Below are 14,854 nucleotides of genomic sequence, written 5' to 3'. Positions count from 1 at the left end.
GGGTAAATTCGTATTTTTGCTTTCTATGGGCATATTTAAGGAAAATCCTTTCGGACATATCTTGTTTCTAAAAAAGTGGCTTATCCGTCTTATTGGGTTAGTTACACATTCTAGGTATAAGCGATTTAACAGTCTAGAAATAGAAGGGTCGGATATTATCCGGTCACTTCCGGAAAGGAATGTACTTTTTGTAAGCAACCACCAGACGTACTTTGCAGATGTTGTTGCCATGTTTCACGTGTTCAATGCAAGTCTTAAAGGGCGTGATAATAATATTAAAAATGTAGGTTATATCTGGAATCCTAAGTTGAACATGTACTATGTTGCAGCAGCGGAAACTATGAAAAAGAGTCTTCTGACTAAAATATTTGCTTACGCAGGTTCTGTGAGTGTAGAACGCACCTGGCGTGCAGAAGGAAAGGACATTAACCGACAGGTGAAAATGAGCGATATTTCAAGTATCGGGACGGCACTAAAAGATGGTTGGGTAATTACTTTTCCGCAAGGAACCACTACACCGTGGAAGCCGCTTAGAAAGGGTACCGCACACATTATTAAAAAATACAAGCCAGTTGTAGTTCCTGTAGTTATTGATGGTTTTAGACGTTCTTTTGACAAAAAGGGACTTCGTATTAAGAAGAAAGGTATTCTTCAATCCATAGTAATTAAAGAACCATTAGATATAGATTATGAAAACGAATCTTTTGATTCTATCATAGAAAAATTAGAATACGCTATTGAGCAGCATCCATCTTTCTTAAAGGTGATTTCTAAAAAAGACCTATTGGCTTACGAAGAAGAAAATGAGTTAAGAAGATACAGGAATAGACATAAAATCTAGACTTCTAGTTTTCTTAATTCTTTATAATTCTTTTTCAACTTGCGAAGAAGTAGACCATATAGTAGAAAGTAGACTCCTCCAAAGAAAGCTATCATAACAACACCCAAAATAGCCATAGATACCATTAGGGTCGTTTTTAGTTTTTCTGGCGAAACCGCGTTAGAATTACCTGCCATTTCCGTAAAATTATCCATAAAACTATCATTTAGGTAAATACCTATAATGACTATTGCTATAAATACAAGTATGGTGGATAGTGAAAATATTACGTAGTACTTTACCGTTCTTCTTGTTCTAATGATTTTGCGCATAAGACCTTTGGCGCTATCTAATACGGATATTTCTTTGTACCTCCTGTAGAATTGGTAAATGAAGTAAAAAATTACCAAGTAATAAATAACGGTCATGCCTAAAAAGTACTTGTCTACGATAGTATTTTCGTAAATGCTCATACTTTGTCTAAAGGAAGGTATTAAATAGAGAAGGTTTGGTAATACAATTTCTAGAATACTTATAATTAGTATCCATTTGACTATAGAAGATGATTTCTTCCATGTCATGTTATGTATGTCGTTATAGGTCAATTTAGGAAGTTGATCTCCCTTCTTTTGCCAATCTTTCTTTAAAAGGTCTAATTCGTCCATAATATCATCTCCTTAAGGATTCAAGACGGTTCTTAATTTTTTCTTGATACGATTCATCTTCACACGTGCATTTACTTCGCTAATACCAAGTGTTTCACTTATTTCGCGGTAATCTTTATCTTCCAGATATAAAAAAACCAGTGCTTTATCTATATCGCCCAGTTGTTTTACAGCCTTGTACATAAGCTTTAATTGCTCTTCTTGAGTAGCATCATATTCGTCGGCTTTAATTTTAAAAATTACCGATTCATAGTCTTGCGTCTGAACACGTCTTTTAGATTTTCTGTATAACGTAATTGCTGTATTCAATGCCACACGATACATCCAAGTGCTAAATTTAGACTCTCCCCTAAATTTAGGGTAGGCTTTCCATAGTTGTATCGTAATTTCTTGAAACAGGTCGTTGTGCGAATCTCTATCATTGGTATACAATGTACAGACCTTGTGAACAATGTTTTGATTGCTCTCAAGTTCCGTCACAAATTGATGTTCCAGTTCGTTATTCACTCCAGTTGGTAGGTTGTTAGACTATAGGTAGCCTAAAAGGATTAATTGTTACACATAAATTTTTATGTGTTGAGTTTAAATTTGAGTTTAGTATAGTAATGAGTGGAATTATATTGATTTTTAAAGGATTATGATTAGATAAGTGGAAGAAATTTAACTGATTATTTTCTCATTTAATTTTTCCCGATTGATTTTAGAAATGAACAAATCATGCAAAATAGTGAATTTTCTTACGTTTTTTACTGATTTAAATATAATAAAACGCGTGTTTTATCGGTTGGGGTAGTCAATGAATGTTTAATTTTGCCGATATTTTGAAACATGTCAGACACAGATGCACTTAACTTACCTAAATCTAGCCTACCACGAATCGTAATCGTTGGCGGTGGTTTTGGGGGCGTAGCCTTAGCTAAAAAATTAAGTAAGAAAGAAGTGCAGGTAGTGCTTCTAGATAAGAATAACTACCATACCTTTCAACCTCTTCTTTATCAAGTTTCTACGGGTGGTTTAGAACCAGATTCCATTGCATATCCTATTCGTAAGATTTTGCAAGATTACAGTAACTTCTTTTTTCGCTTGGCAGAGGTGCAATCGGTAGTACCTGAATCAAAAACGATAATTACAAATATTGGTGAATTACGGTATGATTATTTGGTCATAGCAGCTGGCTCCACAACAAATTTTTTCGGTAATACAGCCATAGAGGCCAATGGTATGGCCATGAAGACCATTCCACAATCTCTAAATCTTAGAAGTCTAATATTGGAGAATTTTGAGCAGGCACTTTTGACCGATGACCTTCATGAGCGGGATGCGCTTATGAATTTCGTTATTGTTGGCGGAGGACCTACAGGTGTTGAACTTGCTGGAGCTTTGGCCGAAATTAAGAAGGGAATTCTTCCAAAAGATTATCCGGACTTAGATACGCGTAGAGCGCAAATAAACTTGGTACAGTCTGGAGATAGAATATTGAAGGGCATGAGTGATAATGCCTCTAAAAAAGCAGAAGAATTTTTAGAAAGCCTTGGTGTACATATTTGGAAAAACACACGGGTTACCAGTTATGATGGTAAAACGGCAGATACTAAAACAGAACTGAAATTTGAGGCTGCCACTCTGGTATGGGCTGCAGGAGTTAAAGGTGTTCCCATAGGTGGATTAGATGCCGAAGAGTTTTTGGTAAGAGGTAATAGACTTAAAGTAAATGAGTTCAATCAGATTTTAGGTCAGGATGCCATTTTTGCTGTTGGTGATATAGCTTGTATGCAAACGGAGGATACACCCCAAGGTCATCCAATGATGGCGCAACCGGCTATTCAGCAAGGAAGGAATTTGGGTGAAAATTTATTAAGATTGGTTCGTAAAGAACCTATGCAGCCATTTGTTTATAAAGACAAAGGAAGTATGGCTACCGTAGGTCGTAATAAGGCAGTGGTAGATATGAAAAATTACAGGTTCCAAGGAGTTTTTGCTTGGTTTGTGTGGATGTTCGTTCACCTATTCTTTCTAATAGGTTTCAGAAATAGAGTAGTGGTATTTGTTAATTGGGTATACAATTATGTGCGTTTTGATAGGGAAGCACGATTGATCATACGTCCCTACCAACGCGACTATTCTTTATTTAAAGATCAGAAGACTTTATAAATTACAGCTTGGTAAGGTGTAAGTTCAAAACTATTGTCAGTTTTATTGTTTTCTGCATCGTCATTAGAAATTATAAGATGTGCCTTGTCAAAATGGACTTCATCTATCGTAACCGAGTTTCTTTTGGTTGAAAAATTCAATAGAACCAAAAAGCGTTCATCTTCCCATGTTCGCAAATAGGCATAAACCTGCTCGTTGTCCGCCAATAATAAGAGGTAATCCCCATATACCAGCGCAAGGTGATTCTTGCGAACCTGAACCATACTTCTAAAATAGTTGAGAACAGAGTCTTTTTCAGGTTCTTGCTCGGCAACATTAATACCCTCTTTAAAATTATCGTTTACCTTAAGCCATGTTTTACCTTCAGAGAATCCAGAGTTTAATTTGGTGTCCCATTGCATTGGGGTTCTAGCATTGTCTCTTCCTGCTTTTTTCTCGTCTTTTAAGAAGGCTTCTAGGTCGCCACCCGCCTTTTTAATACCTTCATAACGTGTACGCGTATTGATGTCTTGATAATCTGTTATACGGTCAAATTTTATATTGGTCATACCTATTTCTTCTCCGTAGAGAAAATAAGGCGTACCCCTCATAGAAAGTAAAAAGGTTTGTAATAAAGTAGCAGAGTTTTGCCAGTGTATTTTAGAGTCGTTACCCCAGCGGCTAACACTTCTTGGAAAATCATGATTGTTTAAATAGAGGCTTCCCCAGCCTTTTTCAGCGAAAACAGCATCCCACTCCGAAAATATTTTTTTAAACTCGGTAAGCTTCCACTGTTCTTGCCTCATTTTAAAGGTTTCGCCGGGCTCACGGTCTAGTGACATAAGACTAAAGTGAAAGAACATGTTAAGTTCGTTACGGTCTTCATCAACAAAATTCAAAGCTTGTTCTTTGCTCACACCCGGTGCTTCGCCCACGGTCATAACATCATACTTGCTAAGAACCTCTTGGTTCATTTCTTTTATATATTCATGCAAATGTGGTCCATCCGCATAGTAAGGAATAAAATCGCCATTATATTTTGTAGGAAGTTCTGGGTAGGTTGTGTCTTTTGAAATAGTTGAAATCACATCCATACGAAAACCGTCAACACCTTTTTCAAACCAGAACTTCATAAGGTCGTACACTTCTTCCCTTACTTTTGGATTCTCCCATTTTAGGTCTGGTTGTTTTGCAGAATAATAGTGGAGGTAATAAGAATCTGTAGGTTCATCATATTTCCAAGCATTACTGTCTACATCAAAATAGCTAAATCGTTTAGGAGGTGTACCTTTCTCGGCTGGCCACCAGTGGTAATAATCCCGGTACTCATTATCTCGTGACTTCCTAGATTCAACAAACCATTCGTGCTCATCACTACTATGATTTACAACAAGGTCCATGACCAAACGAAGATTTCTTTTCTTCATTTCTGCCATTAGCTCATCTATGTCGGCCATAGTACCAAACTCGGCCATAATATTTCTGTAATCAGAAATATCGTAACCATTGTCGTCATTTGGAGAGGTATACACAGGGTTGAGCCAAATGATGTCTACACCAAGACTTTTTATATAATCAAGTCTTTTGATGATGCCCTGTAAATCCCCAATGCCATTACCGGTAGTATCTTGAAAACTTCTTGGATAAATTTGATAAACCACACCTTCTTTCCACCACTTGCGTTCGGTAGTCTTATGCATATTTTAGCTATTTGAATTTAAATATAGAATTTGTAAATGGAACTAAATACAGTTGTGGTATATGAGGCTGAACTATAACGTTTTCGGTTCATAAATAATCTCTCAAACCATATTTTAATAATTAATCCATAAAGGTTTTTGCTCTTTTTGAAAGGTTAAATTTGTCAGAAATAACTTCAATTATAAAGAGGTATGGCTATATTTAGCAAAGCAAAACCAATCTATGATTACACTTGTTAGAATTGTATTTCTTTTCCTTTGTATGGTAATAGGAAGAGCTCAGAATCCAAATCAAGATTATGTAGAGTCTACGGAAACTTCCAGTTTTTATGCGGACAGCTTTGCTTATCCAGTTTTCATGGATAATGAAATGCATTTACAGGGTACCATAGGTTATAAGTTTGACGATAAATTCATGATTGAGCTGCAGAACTACTATGATACCTATAGAACCTTTGATGTTCATAAGGTATCATTGCAACTAAAAAATTATGTTAGTGATAAGCTATACTTTGTAAACGGAGTTACAATGGAACGAGAATTGGATAAGCATGGCGCAATAACAGCCAAACCCCGTTATCTCATGACTAATGGAGTGGGCTATGATATCAATAGCAACATCATGATGGAAGTTAACCACGACCTAAATTTTAACAAGTCCAACTTGGGGGCTTATGGAATGCCGAGTTTATTATCAGTAAAGAGTAAAATTAAATTTTAACCATTGTATTCTACTTCCTTGGGTGGTATTTGTTCATGACCTCTGTAAGGTGTGTGCGATCTACATGCACGTAAACTTCTGTAGTAGTGATGCTTTCATGTCCTAACATTTGTTGAATAGCTCTAAGGTCGGCTCCATTTTGTAATAAATGCGTTGCAAAAGAATGTCTAAAGGTATGCGGGCTAATACTTTTTTAAGATCAATATCTACGGCAAGGCGCTTTATAATCGTGAAAATCATGGCACGGGTAAGTTGTCTTCCTCTTCGGTTTAGAAATAAGATGTCTTCAAATCCTTTTTTAATATCTTGGTGTACCCTTACTTCTTTTCTATAAATGGTAATGTATTTTTTATTCACCTCGCTAATAGGTACAAAACGTTGCTTATCACCTTTTCCGGTAACCTTTATAAAATCTTCCTCAAAAAATAGGTCTGAGATTTTTAAATCTACCAATTCGGAAACCCGGAGGCCACAGCCGTAAAGGGTTTCGAGCATTGCGCGGTTCCGCTCGCCTTCTGCTTTGGAAAGGTCTATGGCTTCTATAATTTTGTTTATTTCATCTTCAGAGAGAGTATCCGGTAACTTTCTGCCTATTTTGGGAGATTCTATCAAATCCATAGGGTTATCTTCTCTATAATCTTCAAACACCAAATAGTTAAAAAAGCTCTTGAGGCCGGAAATAATTCGCGCTTGAGACCTAGGATTCATGGTCTTTGCTATTTCATAAATAAATTGTTGTAGTGTTTCTTTTTGTATCCGCTTAGGATTATCATTTGGTGAATTATCCTTTAAAAAATTGATGAGTTTGGTGATGTCCCAACTATAGTTTTTAATAGAGTTGTCCGAGAGTCCCCGTTCTATTCTAAGATAATGCCCGTAGTCTTGAAGCGCTTGATCCCAATTCATAGTGTAAAGTTAACTATTGCTAGACTCAATACCATTCATTTTTGAATAGTGGCCAAAAATAAAAATATAGTCAAATTTTAATCTAAAGAATTGACGCTAAGTAAAGTTTTCTATCTTTGATTGTGATATAACTACGAACCAATTCTGATTTTGTTTATTTCCTCCTCCTTTTAAATCTGTTTGTAATAAGAACAGTAAGGGGTGACAACAAATTAAATGGGGTTCATTAAACAACTGTAATTATGAAAATTAAGTTTTACGCTATTGTAGCGTTAGTTTTTTTTGGAGTTCAAAGTAGTAGTGCACAAACGGTAATACAGGGTACTGGTCCTTCGAGCGGCCTCAATACGGGCGAAATTTCTTTTGGGGGTAAAGCAGGGATTAATTTTACGACTTTACTTGGCGAGAATGCAGATAATACCTCGGCAAAAGTGGGTGCTTTTATAGGGGGTGTCGTTGAAATACCAGTTGCGGATAATTTTTATGTGCAACCCGAGTTGGTTTTTGCTTTACAAGGTGCAGATTTAGGTCCTTCTAACGTGAGTTTGGTTTACGTACAAATTCCCCTTATGGCAAAATATCATATTACAGATGAGGTAGCAGTTGAGCTTGGTCCTCAGGTAGGATTTCTTTTGGGTGATAACTGGGATGAAGATTTAAATGGACAAGACACCAATTCAACTGATTTGGGTATTAATCTAGGAGGAGGATACCGAATGGACGAAAACTTCTATTTTCAGTTAAGACTAGGTTTTGGACTTTCTAAAGTGTTGGATTTTTCTGGAACGCATAATGGAGCTGTATCCGTAGGAGCTGTATACTTTTTGTAACAATAAAATATAACATAGAATTAAACGGCCGCCTTGAGCGGTCGTTTTTCTTTAGTGTCGTTAGAAATCACGGTAAAAAGTTTATTTTTGAAGTATGAAATTAATCATAATCAATGGTCCCAACCTTAATTTGTTGGGCAAGCGAGAGCCCGAAGTCTACGGTAACAAAACTTTTGAAGATTATTTTGCTGATTTACAGTTTCGGTTTAAAGACGTACAACTAGAATATTTTCAGTCTAATATAGAAGGGGAGCTTATTGGTAAAATACAGGAAGTAGGTTTCTCCTATGACGGTATTGTCTTAAACGCTGCGGCTTACACACATACATCCGTAGGTATTGGTGATGCTATAAAAGCGGTGACTACTCCGGTTGTGGAGGTTCATATTTCTAACACTCATAAACGCGAAGAATTTAGGCATGTATCCTATATTTCGCCCGTTGCAAAAGGGGTGATTCTTGGCTTTGGTCTACAGAGTTATGATTTGGCCATTCAGAGTTTTTTGAAGTAGGTTAGTTCCTATTTAAATTTTATATAGGTGAGTTTTCTGGCATTAAAGAAGCTTGCTCTCAGAAGTAAAGACTTCTGTCACACATCGATTTTTGATTTGTAGCTACAACAAAAAGGTAATGAACTTCGTTTAGCCTTTAGTTTTACCAAACAACCAAGCACAAACCAAATTTCAAATTAATATGATTAAATCTTTTTGTTTATTTCTGACCCTGACCTTTTCATGTATTTCAATGTTCGCACAAGAAGGCTTTAAAATTGGCGCGCACGCCGGTATGCCTATTGGAGAGTATAATGATTATGTAAGTGTGGTTATTGGCGCCGATGTTGGCTATATGTGGGCTCCGAACAAAGTATTTGACCTAGGAATAAAAGCAGGTATAATTCACGGTTTTGCCGAGACATTTACCGGTCAGAATGTTACTATTGACTATCCTAGCGTTCAGTTTTTGCCACTTGCAGCATCAGTTAGATTATGGCCTTCAAAAACATTTTCTATTGGAGGAGACATTGGAAACGCTTTTGGTTTAAATGAAGGAAATGACGGTGGACTTTATTATCGTCCTCAAATAGGATTCCAGGTGGGTCCAAAATCTGAACTTAACTTTTCGTACACAGGTATCACCATAAACGATAGTACTTGGTCTACCATTACAATGGGGTTTGTCTATACTTTTTTATCAGCAAGACATTTCAGATAATTTAATTAAAGAAAACTAGAAACTTACGCAACAGCTGTATCACTTAAGTACTTTTTTTCCACGTAAAAAGTGGCGAAGGGTAGAAGGGAAGCAACTAATATTATAATTCCTTTTTTAATGCTCCATTTTTGTTCCATCCACAGTACAATAGCCAAAATAACGTAGGTGATAAATAGCGCACCATGAGCATAGCCTACATATTTGTTGGGCATTGGTAAATCTGCCAAATATTTTAACGGCATTGTAATGGCAAATAGGGCCAAATAAGAGATACCTTCTAAAATAGCTATAATCCGAAAAAAACTTAGCATACGAAATGGATTTTAATGTATTCGTTAAGAGATAAATGGGCCTATGAGATATGTTTTAAGAACAATCCTATAGGCCCATTTATAATTTATTATGAAATATTACAAGTGTATTACTTCGTCATAAGCAGCTGCAACAGCTTCCATAACCGCTTCACTCATTGTTGGGTGAGGGTGAACAGCTTTTAAGATTTCATGACCTGTAGTTTCTAGCTTTCTGGCAACAACAGCTTCAGCAATCATATCAGTTACACCTGCGCCAATCATGTGGCACCCTAACCACTCACCATATTTAGCATCAAAAATAACTTTTACAAAACCGTCTGGAGTACCAGCTGCTTTTGCTTTACCACTGGCAGAGAAAGGAAATTTACCAACTTTAATATCCAATCCTTTTTCTCTTGCTTGTTTTTCGGTAAGACCTACTGATGCAATCTCAGGAGTACAATATGTACATCCATAAATGTTACCGTAATCTAACGGCTCAACATGCATGTCAGCTATTTTTTCAACACAAAGAATACCTTCAGCAGAAGCTACGTGTGCTAGTGCCTGACCTGGAGTTACATCCCCAATAGCGTAATAACCTGGTATGTTTGTCTGGTAGTAATTGTTTACTAATATTTTATCTCTATCGGTAGAAATACCAACATTTTCAAGACCTATGTTTTCAATATTGGTTTTGATACCAACGGCAGAAAGAACAATATCTGCCTCTATAACTTCTTCGCCTTTAGCAGTTTTTACAGTTGCTTTTATGCCTTTACCAGAAGTGTCAACAGAAGTAACTTCTGCAGAAGTCTTAATTTTTATGCCAGCTTTCTTTAAACTACGTTCTAATTGTTTTGAGATATCCTCGTCTTCAACCGGAACAATGCTAGGTAAATATTCTACTACGGTTACCTCTGTACCCATAGCATTATAGAAATAGGCAAATTCAATACCTATGGCGCCACTACCTACAACAACCATAGATTTTGGTTGCTCTTTTAAGGTCATAGCCTCGCGATATCCAATAATTTTTTTACCATCTTGTGGTAAACTAGGTAATTCGCGGCTGCGAGCTCCAGTAGCAATAATAATGTGTTCTGCACTGTATTCAGTTTCTTTGCCATCAGCATCTTTAACAGAAACTTTCTTGCCAGCCTTTAAGGTACCATAACCTTTGATAACTTCAATCTTGTTTTTCTTCATCAAGAACTGAACACCTTTGCTCATACCGTCGGCAACGCTACGGCTTCTTTTTACTACGGCATCAAAATCTTTATCCACATTTTCAGCAGAAAGACCATAATCTTCTGCATGTTGTAGATAATTAAAAACCTGAGCCGATTTCAATAATGCTTTTGTAGGTATACAACCCCAATTCAAACAAACACCACCTAGATTTTCTTTCTCGATAATGGCCGTTTTAAAGCCTAATTGTGAGGCTCTAATAGCGGTAACATATCCTCCGGGTCCGCTACCCAAAACAATAACATCGAAATTGCTCATATTTTTTATTTTTTTGCTGTTGTATATTTAAAAGCCCGCCTTAGCTAAGCAGGTGCAAAAGTACAAAACCAAACGGAAAGATTAATACGAAAATTGAAGTCTAGTATTAAAAAGAACTTGTTTGGTAGTGTGTTAAACTAACATTTTGTGGTATGTGTAACACCTTACTTCTTAAACATGTTCTTGTTGAAGTCTTCTGAGGTGCCTTTTGGTATAGAAAGAGCGGTCCAATTTTCAGCTTTTATCATCTTACCTAAAAGTACAATCTGACCTATGTGACTGCTGTAATGAGCTAGTTGCCTATGAACTGCCTCTACAATTGTGTGACTCTCATTTCTTATTTTGATTGTTGTGTCAAAATTATTTAATGTAACAGAGTTTAAAGCTTCAAAAAGGCAGCGCCAGCCTGCTTCCCAGCCGGCCAGCATTTCTATTTTAGTCTCGTACGGGTTAGTGAATTCATCTTCCCGGTTGCGCCATGGTTTCTCTCCGTCTTCTGTAAGGAAATTTGTCCATCGGCTAAGCATATTACCGGACAGGTGTTTTACAATTAATGCAATAGAATTATCACTTTTGTTCAGTTTCCAGTGAATATCTTCTTCATTTAATTGTAGAAAGGTATTGTCACCTATTGATTTATATCGCTTAAATTCAAAAAGTGCACTCTTTATAAAATTATCAGAATAGTCCATGCTTAAAGGTAATTTTCAATATAAAACTATTGAATTATCAAAGCATTTACACTATTCCGCAGGTACAAAATCTAATGCTACACCGTTAATACAATGTCTTAAACCAGTTGGTTCCGGACCATCTTCAAAAACATGGCCTAAGTGTCCTCCACAAGTGGCACAGTGCTCTTCCGTTCTTTTATAACCTATTTTATAGTCTACATCGTACCCAACATTTCCTTTTATTTCTTCATAAAAACTTGGCCATCCTGTACCGGAGTCAAACTTGGTGCTGCTTTTAAAAAGTTCAGTACCACAAGCGGCACAGACGTAAGTGCCTTCTTTTTTATTTTCTAATATATCAGACGTAAAAGGGTTTTCCGTAGCAGCCTTACGAAGTACGTAAAACTCGGCGTCCGTAAGTTCTTTTTGCCATTCGGCATCAGTTTTAACAACACTAAAATTGGTTTCCTTTTTCTCCGTTATTTCCTGTGCCGTTTCCTTTTTCTGAGAATTTCCTTGGCAGCCTACAAGAGCGAAAGCAATAGCAATTAATATATTTTTGTACATAGCTTTTTAATTTTTTATCAGTTCTCAATTAGACGTAGAAGAAATTCTATCCTTTCAAATTTAAGGGTATTTACGATAGTTTTAAGAAACGGTTTTGATTCAGCCTAAAAAATAAACACCCCGCTCCATTAGGGGCGGGGTGTTTATTAAATTTTTATGAAGAAATAGTACTATTTAAATGATGTTTTAATAACATCATCTTCAGAAACACCTATACTGCTCATGACGGCAGAAATGTTGCTTTTATCTACTTTGGCGGTCGCATCAAAGTCTGTTGGAACGATAATAATTCTAAAAATTTGATTCTGTACAAAATCAGATTGAACAAGCCCGGCATCGAATTCAGGTTCTACGAAAATGCTATAATCACCTTGAGTAAAATCGAAGTTGTAATAAAACAAACCTTCTTCACTGAAAAATGGTTGAGGTAGCTGGCGCCATACATCCAAGCCCTCGTTTACTTCTTCTAATCTGTACATTAATATTGCATCACCAGAACGAAGATTGATATCAGAAGGATAAGGTTCAAATAAAAACTCGTACCTGTTTAGATTTGGACTTAGTGATAAATCAATTTCAATTTCGAAAGCGGCAGCTTCAAACTCCGCCCCATCTGCCCCATCACGTCCATTAAACCCGGCAGGGCCAGTTGGACCTTCGCATGAAATAAAGAATAGAGTAAAAAATGTACCGAGTAAGAGAAGTGATTTTTTCATAATATTGAGTTTATATTTTCAATTTAAAACATATTTAAGATTCTTTTTTCAAAAAGCGTTCCATTTTCGGATAATTCGTATCTTTTATTTGTAACATTGATATGCTGACCCAAAGTTAATTAACAAATATGTAAGCTTTTTTGTAAAGTTCCTTAGATTTGTCAGTATTACCTAACTAATCGAACACTATGCCACAAGTAACTGTTTTTAGTCTTTTCTCCGATTTTGATATAGATCTTTTTAAATCAGGAAAACATTTTAGATTATATGAGAAACTAGGTTCCCACCCAATGGAATTGAATGGGGTAAAGGGTACTTATTTTGCTGTATGGGCACCATCTGCTCGCGCAGTCTCCGTTATAGGTAATTTTAACGATTGGGACGATAATGTGCACATGCTAAATGTAAGATGGGATGGCAGTGGTATATGGGAAGGCTTTATTCCTGAAGTTGGAGTGGGTGAAATTTATAAGTATAAAATATATTCTAACAACCACGGTGCGGTAACTGAAAAGGCTGATCCGTTTGCAAGATACTGTGAACATCCTCCAAAAACAGCATCTATTGTTTGGGAGGCAGATTATGAATGGAAAGATAAAAAGTGGATGGAAACGCGAAAAGAGAAAAATGCTCTTGACGCACCTTTTTCTGTTTACGAAGTTCATTTAGGTTCTTGGAAACGTGATAAGGACGGAAACTTTCTGACCTACGAGCAATTGGCCATAGATTTGGTAGCTTATGTAAAAGATATGGGCTTTACTCATATAGAGTTCATGCCAATTATGGAGTATCCTTATGATCCTTCATGGGGTTACCAACTTACAGGTTACTTTGCACCAACCTCTAGATTTGGTGATCCAGAAGGTTTTAAACTATTGGTAGATGCATTACACCAAGCAGAAATAGGAGTTATTTTGGATTGGGTGCCTTCACATTTTCCTGAAGATGCACATGGTCTTGGCTTTTTTGATGGGTCGCATCTTTATGAGCATCCGGATAGAAGAAGAGGGTATCACCCAGATTGGAAGAGTTTAATTTTTAACTACGGAAGAAACGAAGTTCGCGCTTTTTTAATAAGTAATGCCATTTTTTGGTTAGATCAGTACCATGCAGATGCCTTACGGGTAGATGCGGTAGCTTCCATGCTTTATTTAGATTATTCTAGAGAAGAAGGAGAGTGGGAAGCCAATATGTATGGTAATAACGAAAACCTTGAAGCCTTATCTTTCATTCGTGAGTTCAATGAGGCGGTTTACGGAAGTTTTCCAGATGTGCAGACTATTGCAGAAGAATCTACAGCATTTTCCGGTGTTTCAAAACCCGTTATGTATGGAGGTTTAGGTTTTGGAATGAAGTGGATGATGGGCTGGATGCACGATACTTTAGAATACTTCAAAAAAGAAGCAATCTATAGAAAGCATCACCAAAACGATCTTACATTTAGTGCAACTTACGCCTTTACAGAAAATTATATGTTGCCGTTTTCCCATGATGAAGTGGTATATGGGAAACAATCATTAGTGTACCGCATGCCTTATGATGAGTGGCAGCGTTTTGCTAACCTGCGTTTAATGTTCGGTTACATGTTTACGCACCCCAACAAATCTTATTTTTATGGGAGGCGAATTTGGCCAGACCAGCGAATGGAATTTTCAGAAAAGTTTAGAATGGCATCTTACGGAGTATGCCGTACATAGCGGCGTGCAGGAGCTTATTAGAGATTTGAACAGTATTTATAAAAAATTCCCAGCTTTATACCAAAAGCAATTTAGTCCTGACGGTTTCCAGTGGATAGATTACGGGGATCATGAGAACTCCGTTCTAACTTATATAAGAAAAGGTAATAATGCAGAAGATGATATATTTGTTGCCTGTAATTTTACTCCGGTTCCTAGAGAAAATTATAGAGTAGGTATACCAAAAAATTCTGGTAAACTAAAAGTCATTTTAAACAGTGATGATAAAAAATACGGCGGAGCTGGTACTGATCCTAAAATTTCTGGTATTAAAGAAAAGCCGTGGCATGGTCGTGAGCAATCCATAGAAATGACTATCCCACCTTTAAGTATTGTTATTTTTCAATAGGACTGCCTTGCTATATTCATAATAGTT

Annotated in this window: 14 protein-coding genes and 2 pseudogenes; 7 read left to right on the top strand and 9 right to left on the bottom strand. The window is 36.6% G+C overall.

The annotated features are described in order from the left end of the window. Positions 1-25: 25 nt before the first annotated feature. Positions 26-841 (top strand): lysophospholipid acyltransferase family protein, encoded by an 816-nt coding sequence (locus Q5W13_RS02385; protein ID WP_155597407.1) that lies wholly within the window; start codon positions 26-28, stop codon positions 839-841. On the opposite strand, the gene Q5W13_RS02380 is transcribed toward Q5W13_RS02385, so the two are convergent. Both Q5W13_RS02380 and Q5W13_RS02375 read right to left on the bottom strand, forming a co-directional pair. Next, complete coding sequence (locus Q5W13_RS02380; protein WP_155597406.1) at positions 838-1,485, bottom strand: DUF8845 family protein; 648 nt, start codon at positions 1,483-1,485, stop codon at positions 838-840. The genes Q5W13_RS02385 and Q5W13_RS02380 overlap by 4 nt on opposite strands. A gap of 12 nt (positions 1,486-1,497) precedes the next feature. Further along, positions 1,498-1,992, bottom strand: coding sequence for an RNA polymerase sigma factor (locus Q5W13_RS02375; protein WP_162524545.1), 495 nt, complete (start codon positions 1,990-1,992; stop codon positions 1,498-1,500). 321 nt (positions 1,993-2,313) lie between these two features. On the opposite strand from Q5W13_RS02375, the gene Q5W13_RS02370 reads away from it, so the two are divergent. Further along, positions 2,314-3,636 carry an NAD(P)/FAD-dependent oxidoreductase gene (locus Q5W13_RS02370; protein WP_155597405.1) on the top strand — a complete coding sequence of 441 codons (1,323 nt, stop codon included), beginning with the start codon at positions 2,314-2,316 and terminating at the stop codon, positions 3,634-3,636. Here Q5W13_RS02370 and Q5W13_RS02365 read toward each other — a convergent pair. Continuing rightward, positions 3,621-5,315, bottom strand: a complete 1,695-nt coding sequence (locus Q5W13_RS02365) for a glycoside hydrolase family 13 protein (protein ID WP_304445254.1) — start codon at positions 5,313-5,315, stop codon at positions 3,621-3,623. The two genes, Q5W13_RS02370 and Q5W13_RS02365, sit on opposite strands and share 16 nt — an antisense overlap. Before the next feature lie 223 nt (positions 5,316-5,538). On the opposite strand from Q5W13_RS02365, the gene Q5W13_RS02360 reads away from it, so the two are divergent. Further along, positions 5,539-6,036, top strand: coding sequence for a hypothetical protein (locus Q5W13_RS02360; RefSeq protein ID WP_304445253.1), 498 nt, complete (start codon positions 5,539-5,541; stop codon positions 6,034-6,036). Between the two features lie 10 nt (positions 6,037-6,046). Here Q5W13_RS02360 and xerD read toward each other — a convergent pair. After that, a pseudogene (gene xerD / locus Q5W13_RS02355) lies at positions 6,047-6,942 on the bottom strand (site-specific tyrosine recombinase XerD). Between the two features lie 242 nt (positions 6,943-7,184). Here xerD and Q5W13_RS02350 point away from each other — a divergent pair. The 3 genes from Q5W13_RS02350 to Q5W13_RS02340 all read left to right on the top strand — a co-directional run bounded on the left by Q5W13_RS02350 (position 7,185) and on the right by Q5W13_RS02340 (position 8,983). Further along, positions 7,185-7,772, top strand: coding sequence for a porin family protein (locus Q5W13_RS02350; protein WP_155597401.1), 588 nt, complete (start codon positions 7,185-7,187; stop codon positions 7,770-7,772). A 94-nt stretch (positions 7,773-7,866) separates the two neighbouring features. Beyond that, positions 7,867-8,283 carry a type II 3-dehydroquinate dehydratase gene (gene aroQ / locus Q5W13_RS02345; protein WP_155597400.1) on the top strand — a complete coding sequence of 139 codons (417 nt, stop codon included), beginning with the start codon at positions 7,867-7,869 and terminating at the stop codon, positions 8,281-8,283. Positions 8,284-8,515: 232 nt separating this feature from the next. Next, positions 8,516-8,983 carry a hypothetical protein gene (locus Q5W13_RS02340; protein ID WP_304445252.1) on the top strand — a complete coding sequence of 156 codons (468 nt, stop codon included), beginning with the start codon at positions 8,516-8,518 and terminating at the stop codon, positions 8,981-8,983. Positions 8,984-9,006: 23 nt separating this feature from the next. Here the strand turns inward: Q5W13_RS02340 and Q5W13_RS02335 are convergent, their stop codons facing one another. The 5 genes from Q5W13_RS02335 to Q5W13_RS02315 form a co-directional block, all read right to left on the bottom strand. Continuing rightward, positions 9,007-9,294, bottom strand: coding sequence for a DUF3817 domain-containing protein (locus tag Q5W13_RS02335; protein WP_155597398.1), 288 nt, complete (start codon positions 9,292-9,294; stop codon positions 9,007-9,009). 99 nt (positions 9,295-9,393) lie between these two features. Continuing rightward, positions 9,394-10,785, bottom strand: coding sequence for a dihydrolipoyl dehydrogenase (gene lpdA / locus Q5W13_RS02330; protein ID WP_304445251.1), 1,392 nt, complete (start codon positions 10,783-10,785; stop codon positions 9,394-9,396). A 164-nt stretch (positions 10,786-10,949) separates the two neighbouring features. Beyond that, a complete protein-coding gene (locus Q5W13_RS02325) occupies positions 10,950-11,477 on the bottom strand; it encodes a DUF1572 family protein (RefSeq protein ID WP_304445250.1) in 528 nt (175 codons plus the stop codon). Between the two features lie 51 nt (positions 11,478-11,528). Beyond that, positions 11,529-12,026 (bottom strand): peptide-methionine (R)-S-oxide reductase MsrB, encoded by a 498-nt coding sequence (msrB, locus tag Q5W13_RS02320; RefSeq protein ID WP_155597395.1) that lies wholly within the window; start codon positions 12,024-12,026, stop codon positions 11,529-11,531. 170 nt (positions 12,027-12,196) lie between these two features. After that, on the bottom strand, positions 12,197-12,742 hold the full coding sequence (locus Q5W13_RS02315; RefSeq protein WP_304445249.1) for a hypothetical protein: 546 nt from the start codon (positions 12,740-12,742) through the stop codon (positions 12,197-12,199). A 188-nt stretch (positions 12,743-12,930) separates the two neighbouring features. Here Q5W13_RS02315 and glgB point away from each other — a divergent pair. Beyond that, a pseudogene (gene glgB, locus Q5W13_RS02310) lies at positions 12,931-14,827 on the top strand (1,4-alpha-glucan branching protein GlgB). The last annotated feature ends 27 nt before the right edge of the window (positions 14,828-14,854 follow it).

This window comes from Zobellia laminariae, assembly GCF_030553095.1.
Classification (GTDB): domain Bacteria; phylum Bacteroidota; class Bacteroidia; order Flavobacteriales; family Flavobacteriaceae; genus Zobellia; species Zobellia laminariae.
The sequence above is the reverse complement of the archived record's forward strand: the minus strand, read 5'-3'. Positions and strand labels throughout refer to the sequence as shown.

Excerpts from the sequence above, each read along its gene's own strand:
- Q5W13_RS02385 (WP_155597407.1), top strand. The coding sequence starts at position 26 with ATGGGCATATTTAAGGAAAATCCTTTCGGACATATCTTGTTTCTAAAA.
- msrB (WP_155597395.1), bottom strand. The coding sequence starts at position 12,026 with ATGTACAAAAATATATTAATTGCTATTGCTTTCGCTCTTGTAGGCTGC.
- Q5W13_RS02365 (WP_304445254.1), bottom strand. The coding sequence starts at position 5,315 with ATGCATAAGACTACCGAACGCAAGTGGTGGAAAGAAGGTGTGGTTTAT.
- Q5W13_RS02315 (WP_304445249.1), bottom strand. The coding sequence starts at position 12,742 with ATGAAAAAATCACTTCTCTTACTCGGTACATTTTTTACTCTATTCTTT.
- Q5W13_RS02350 (WP_155597401.1), top strand. The coding sequence starts at position 7,185 with ATGAAAATTAAGTTTTACGCTATTGTAGCGTTAGTTTTTTTTGGAGTT.
- Q5W13_RS02370 (WP_155597405.1), top strand. The coding sequence starts at position 2,314 with ATGTCAGACACAGATGCACTTAACTTACCTAAATCTAGCCTACCACGA.
- Q5W13_RS02335 (WP_155597398.1), bottom strand. The coding sequence starts at position 9,294 with ATGCTAAGTTTTTTTCGGATTATAGCTATTTTAGAAGGTATCTCTTAT.
- Q5W13_RS02380 (WP_155597406.1), bottom strand. The coding sequence starts at position 1,485 with ATGGACGAATTAGACCTTTTAAAGAAAGATTGGCAAAAGAAGGGAGAT.
- aroQ (WP_155597400.1), top strand. The coding sequence starts at position 7,867 with ATGAAATTAATCATAATCAATGGTCCCAACCTTAATTTGTTGGGCAAG.
- lpdA (WP_304445251.1), bottom strand. The coding sequence starts at position 10,785 with ATGAGCAATTTCGATGTTATTGTTTTGGGTAGCGGACCCGGAGGATAT.
- Q5W13_RS02325 (WP_304445250.1), bottom strand. The coding sequence starts at position 11,477 with ATGGACTATTCTGATAATTTTATAAAGAGTGCACTTTTTGAATTTAAG.
- Q5W13_RS02340 (WP_304445252.1), top strand. The coding sequence starts at position 8,516 with ATGTTCGCACAAGAAGGCTTTAAAATTGGCGCGCACGCCGGTATGCCT.
- Q5W13_RS02360 (WP_304445253.1), top strand. The coding sequence starts at position 5,539 with ATGATTACACTTGTTAGAATTGTATTTCTTTTCCTTTGTATGGTAATA.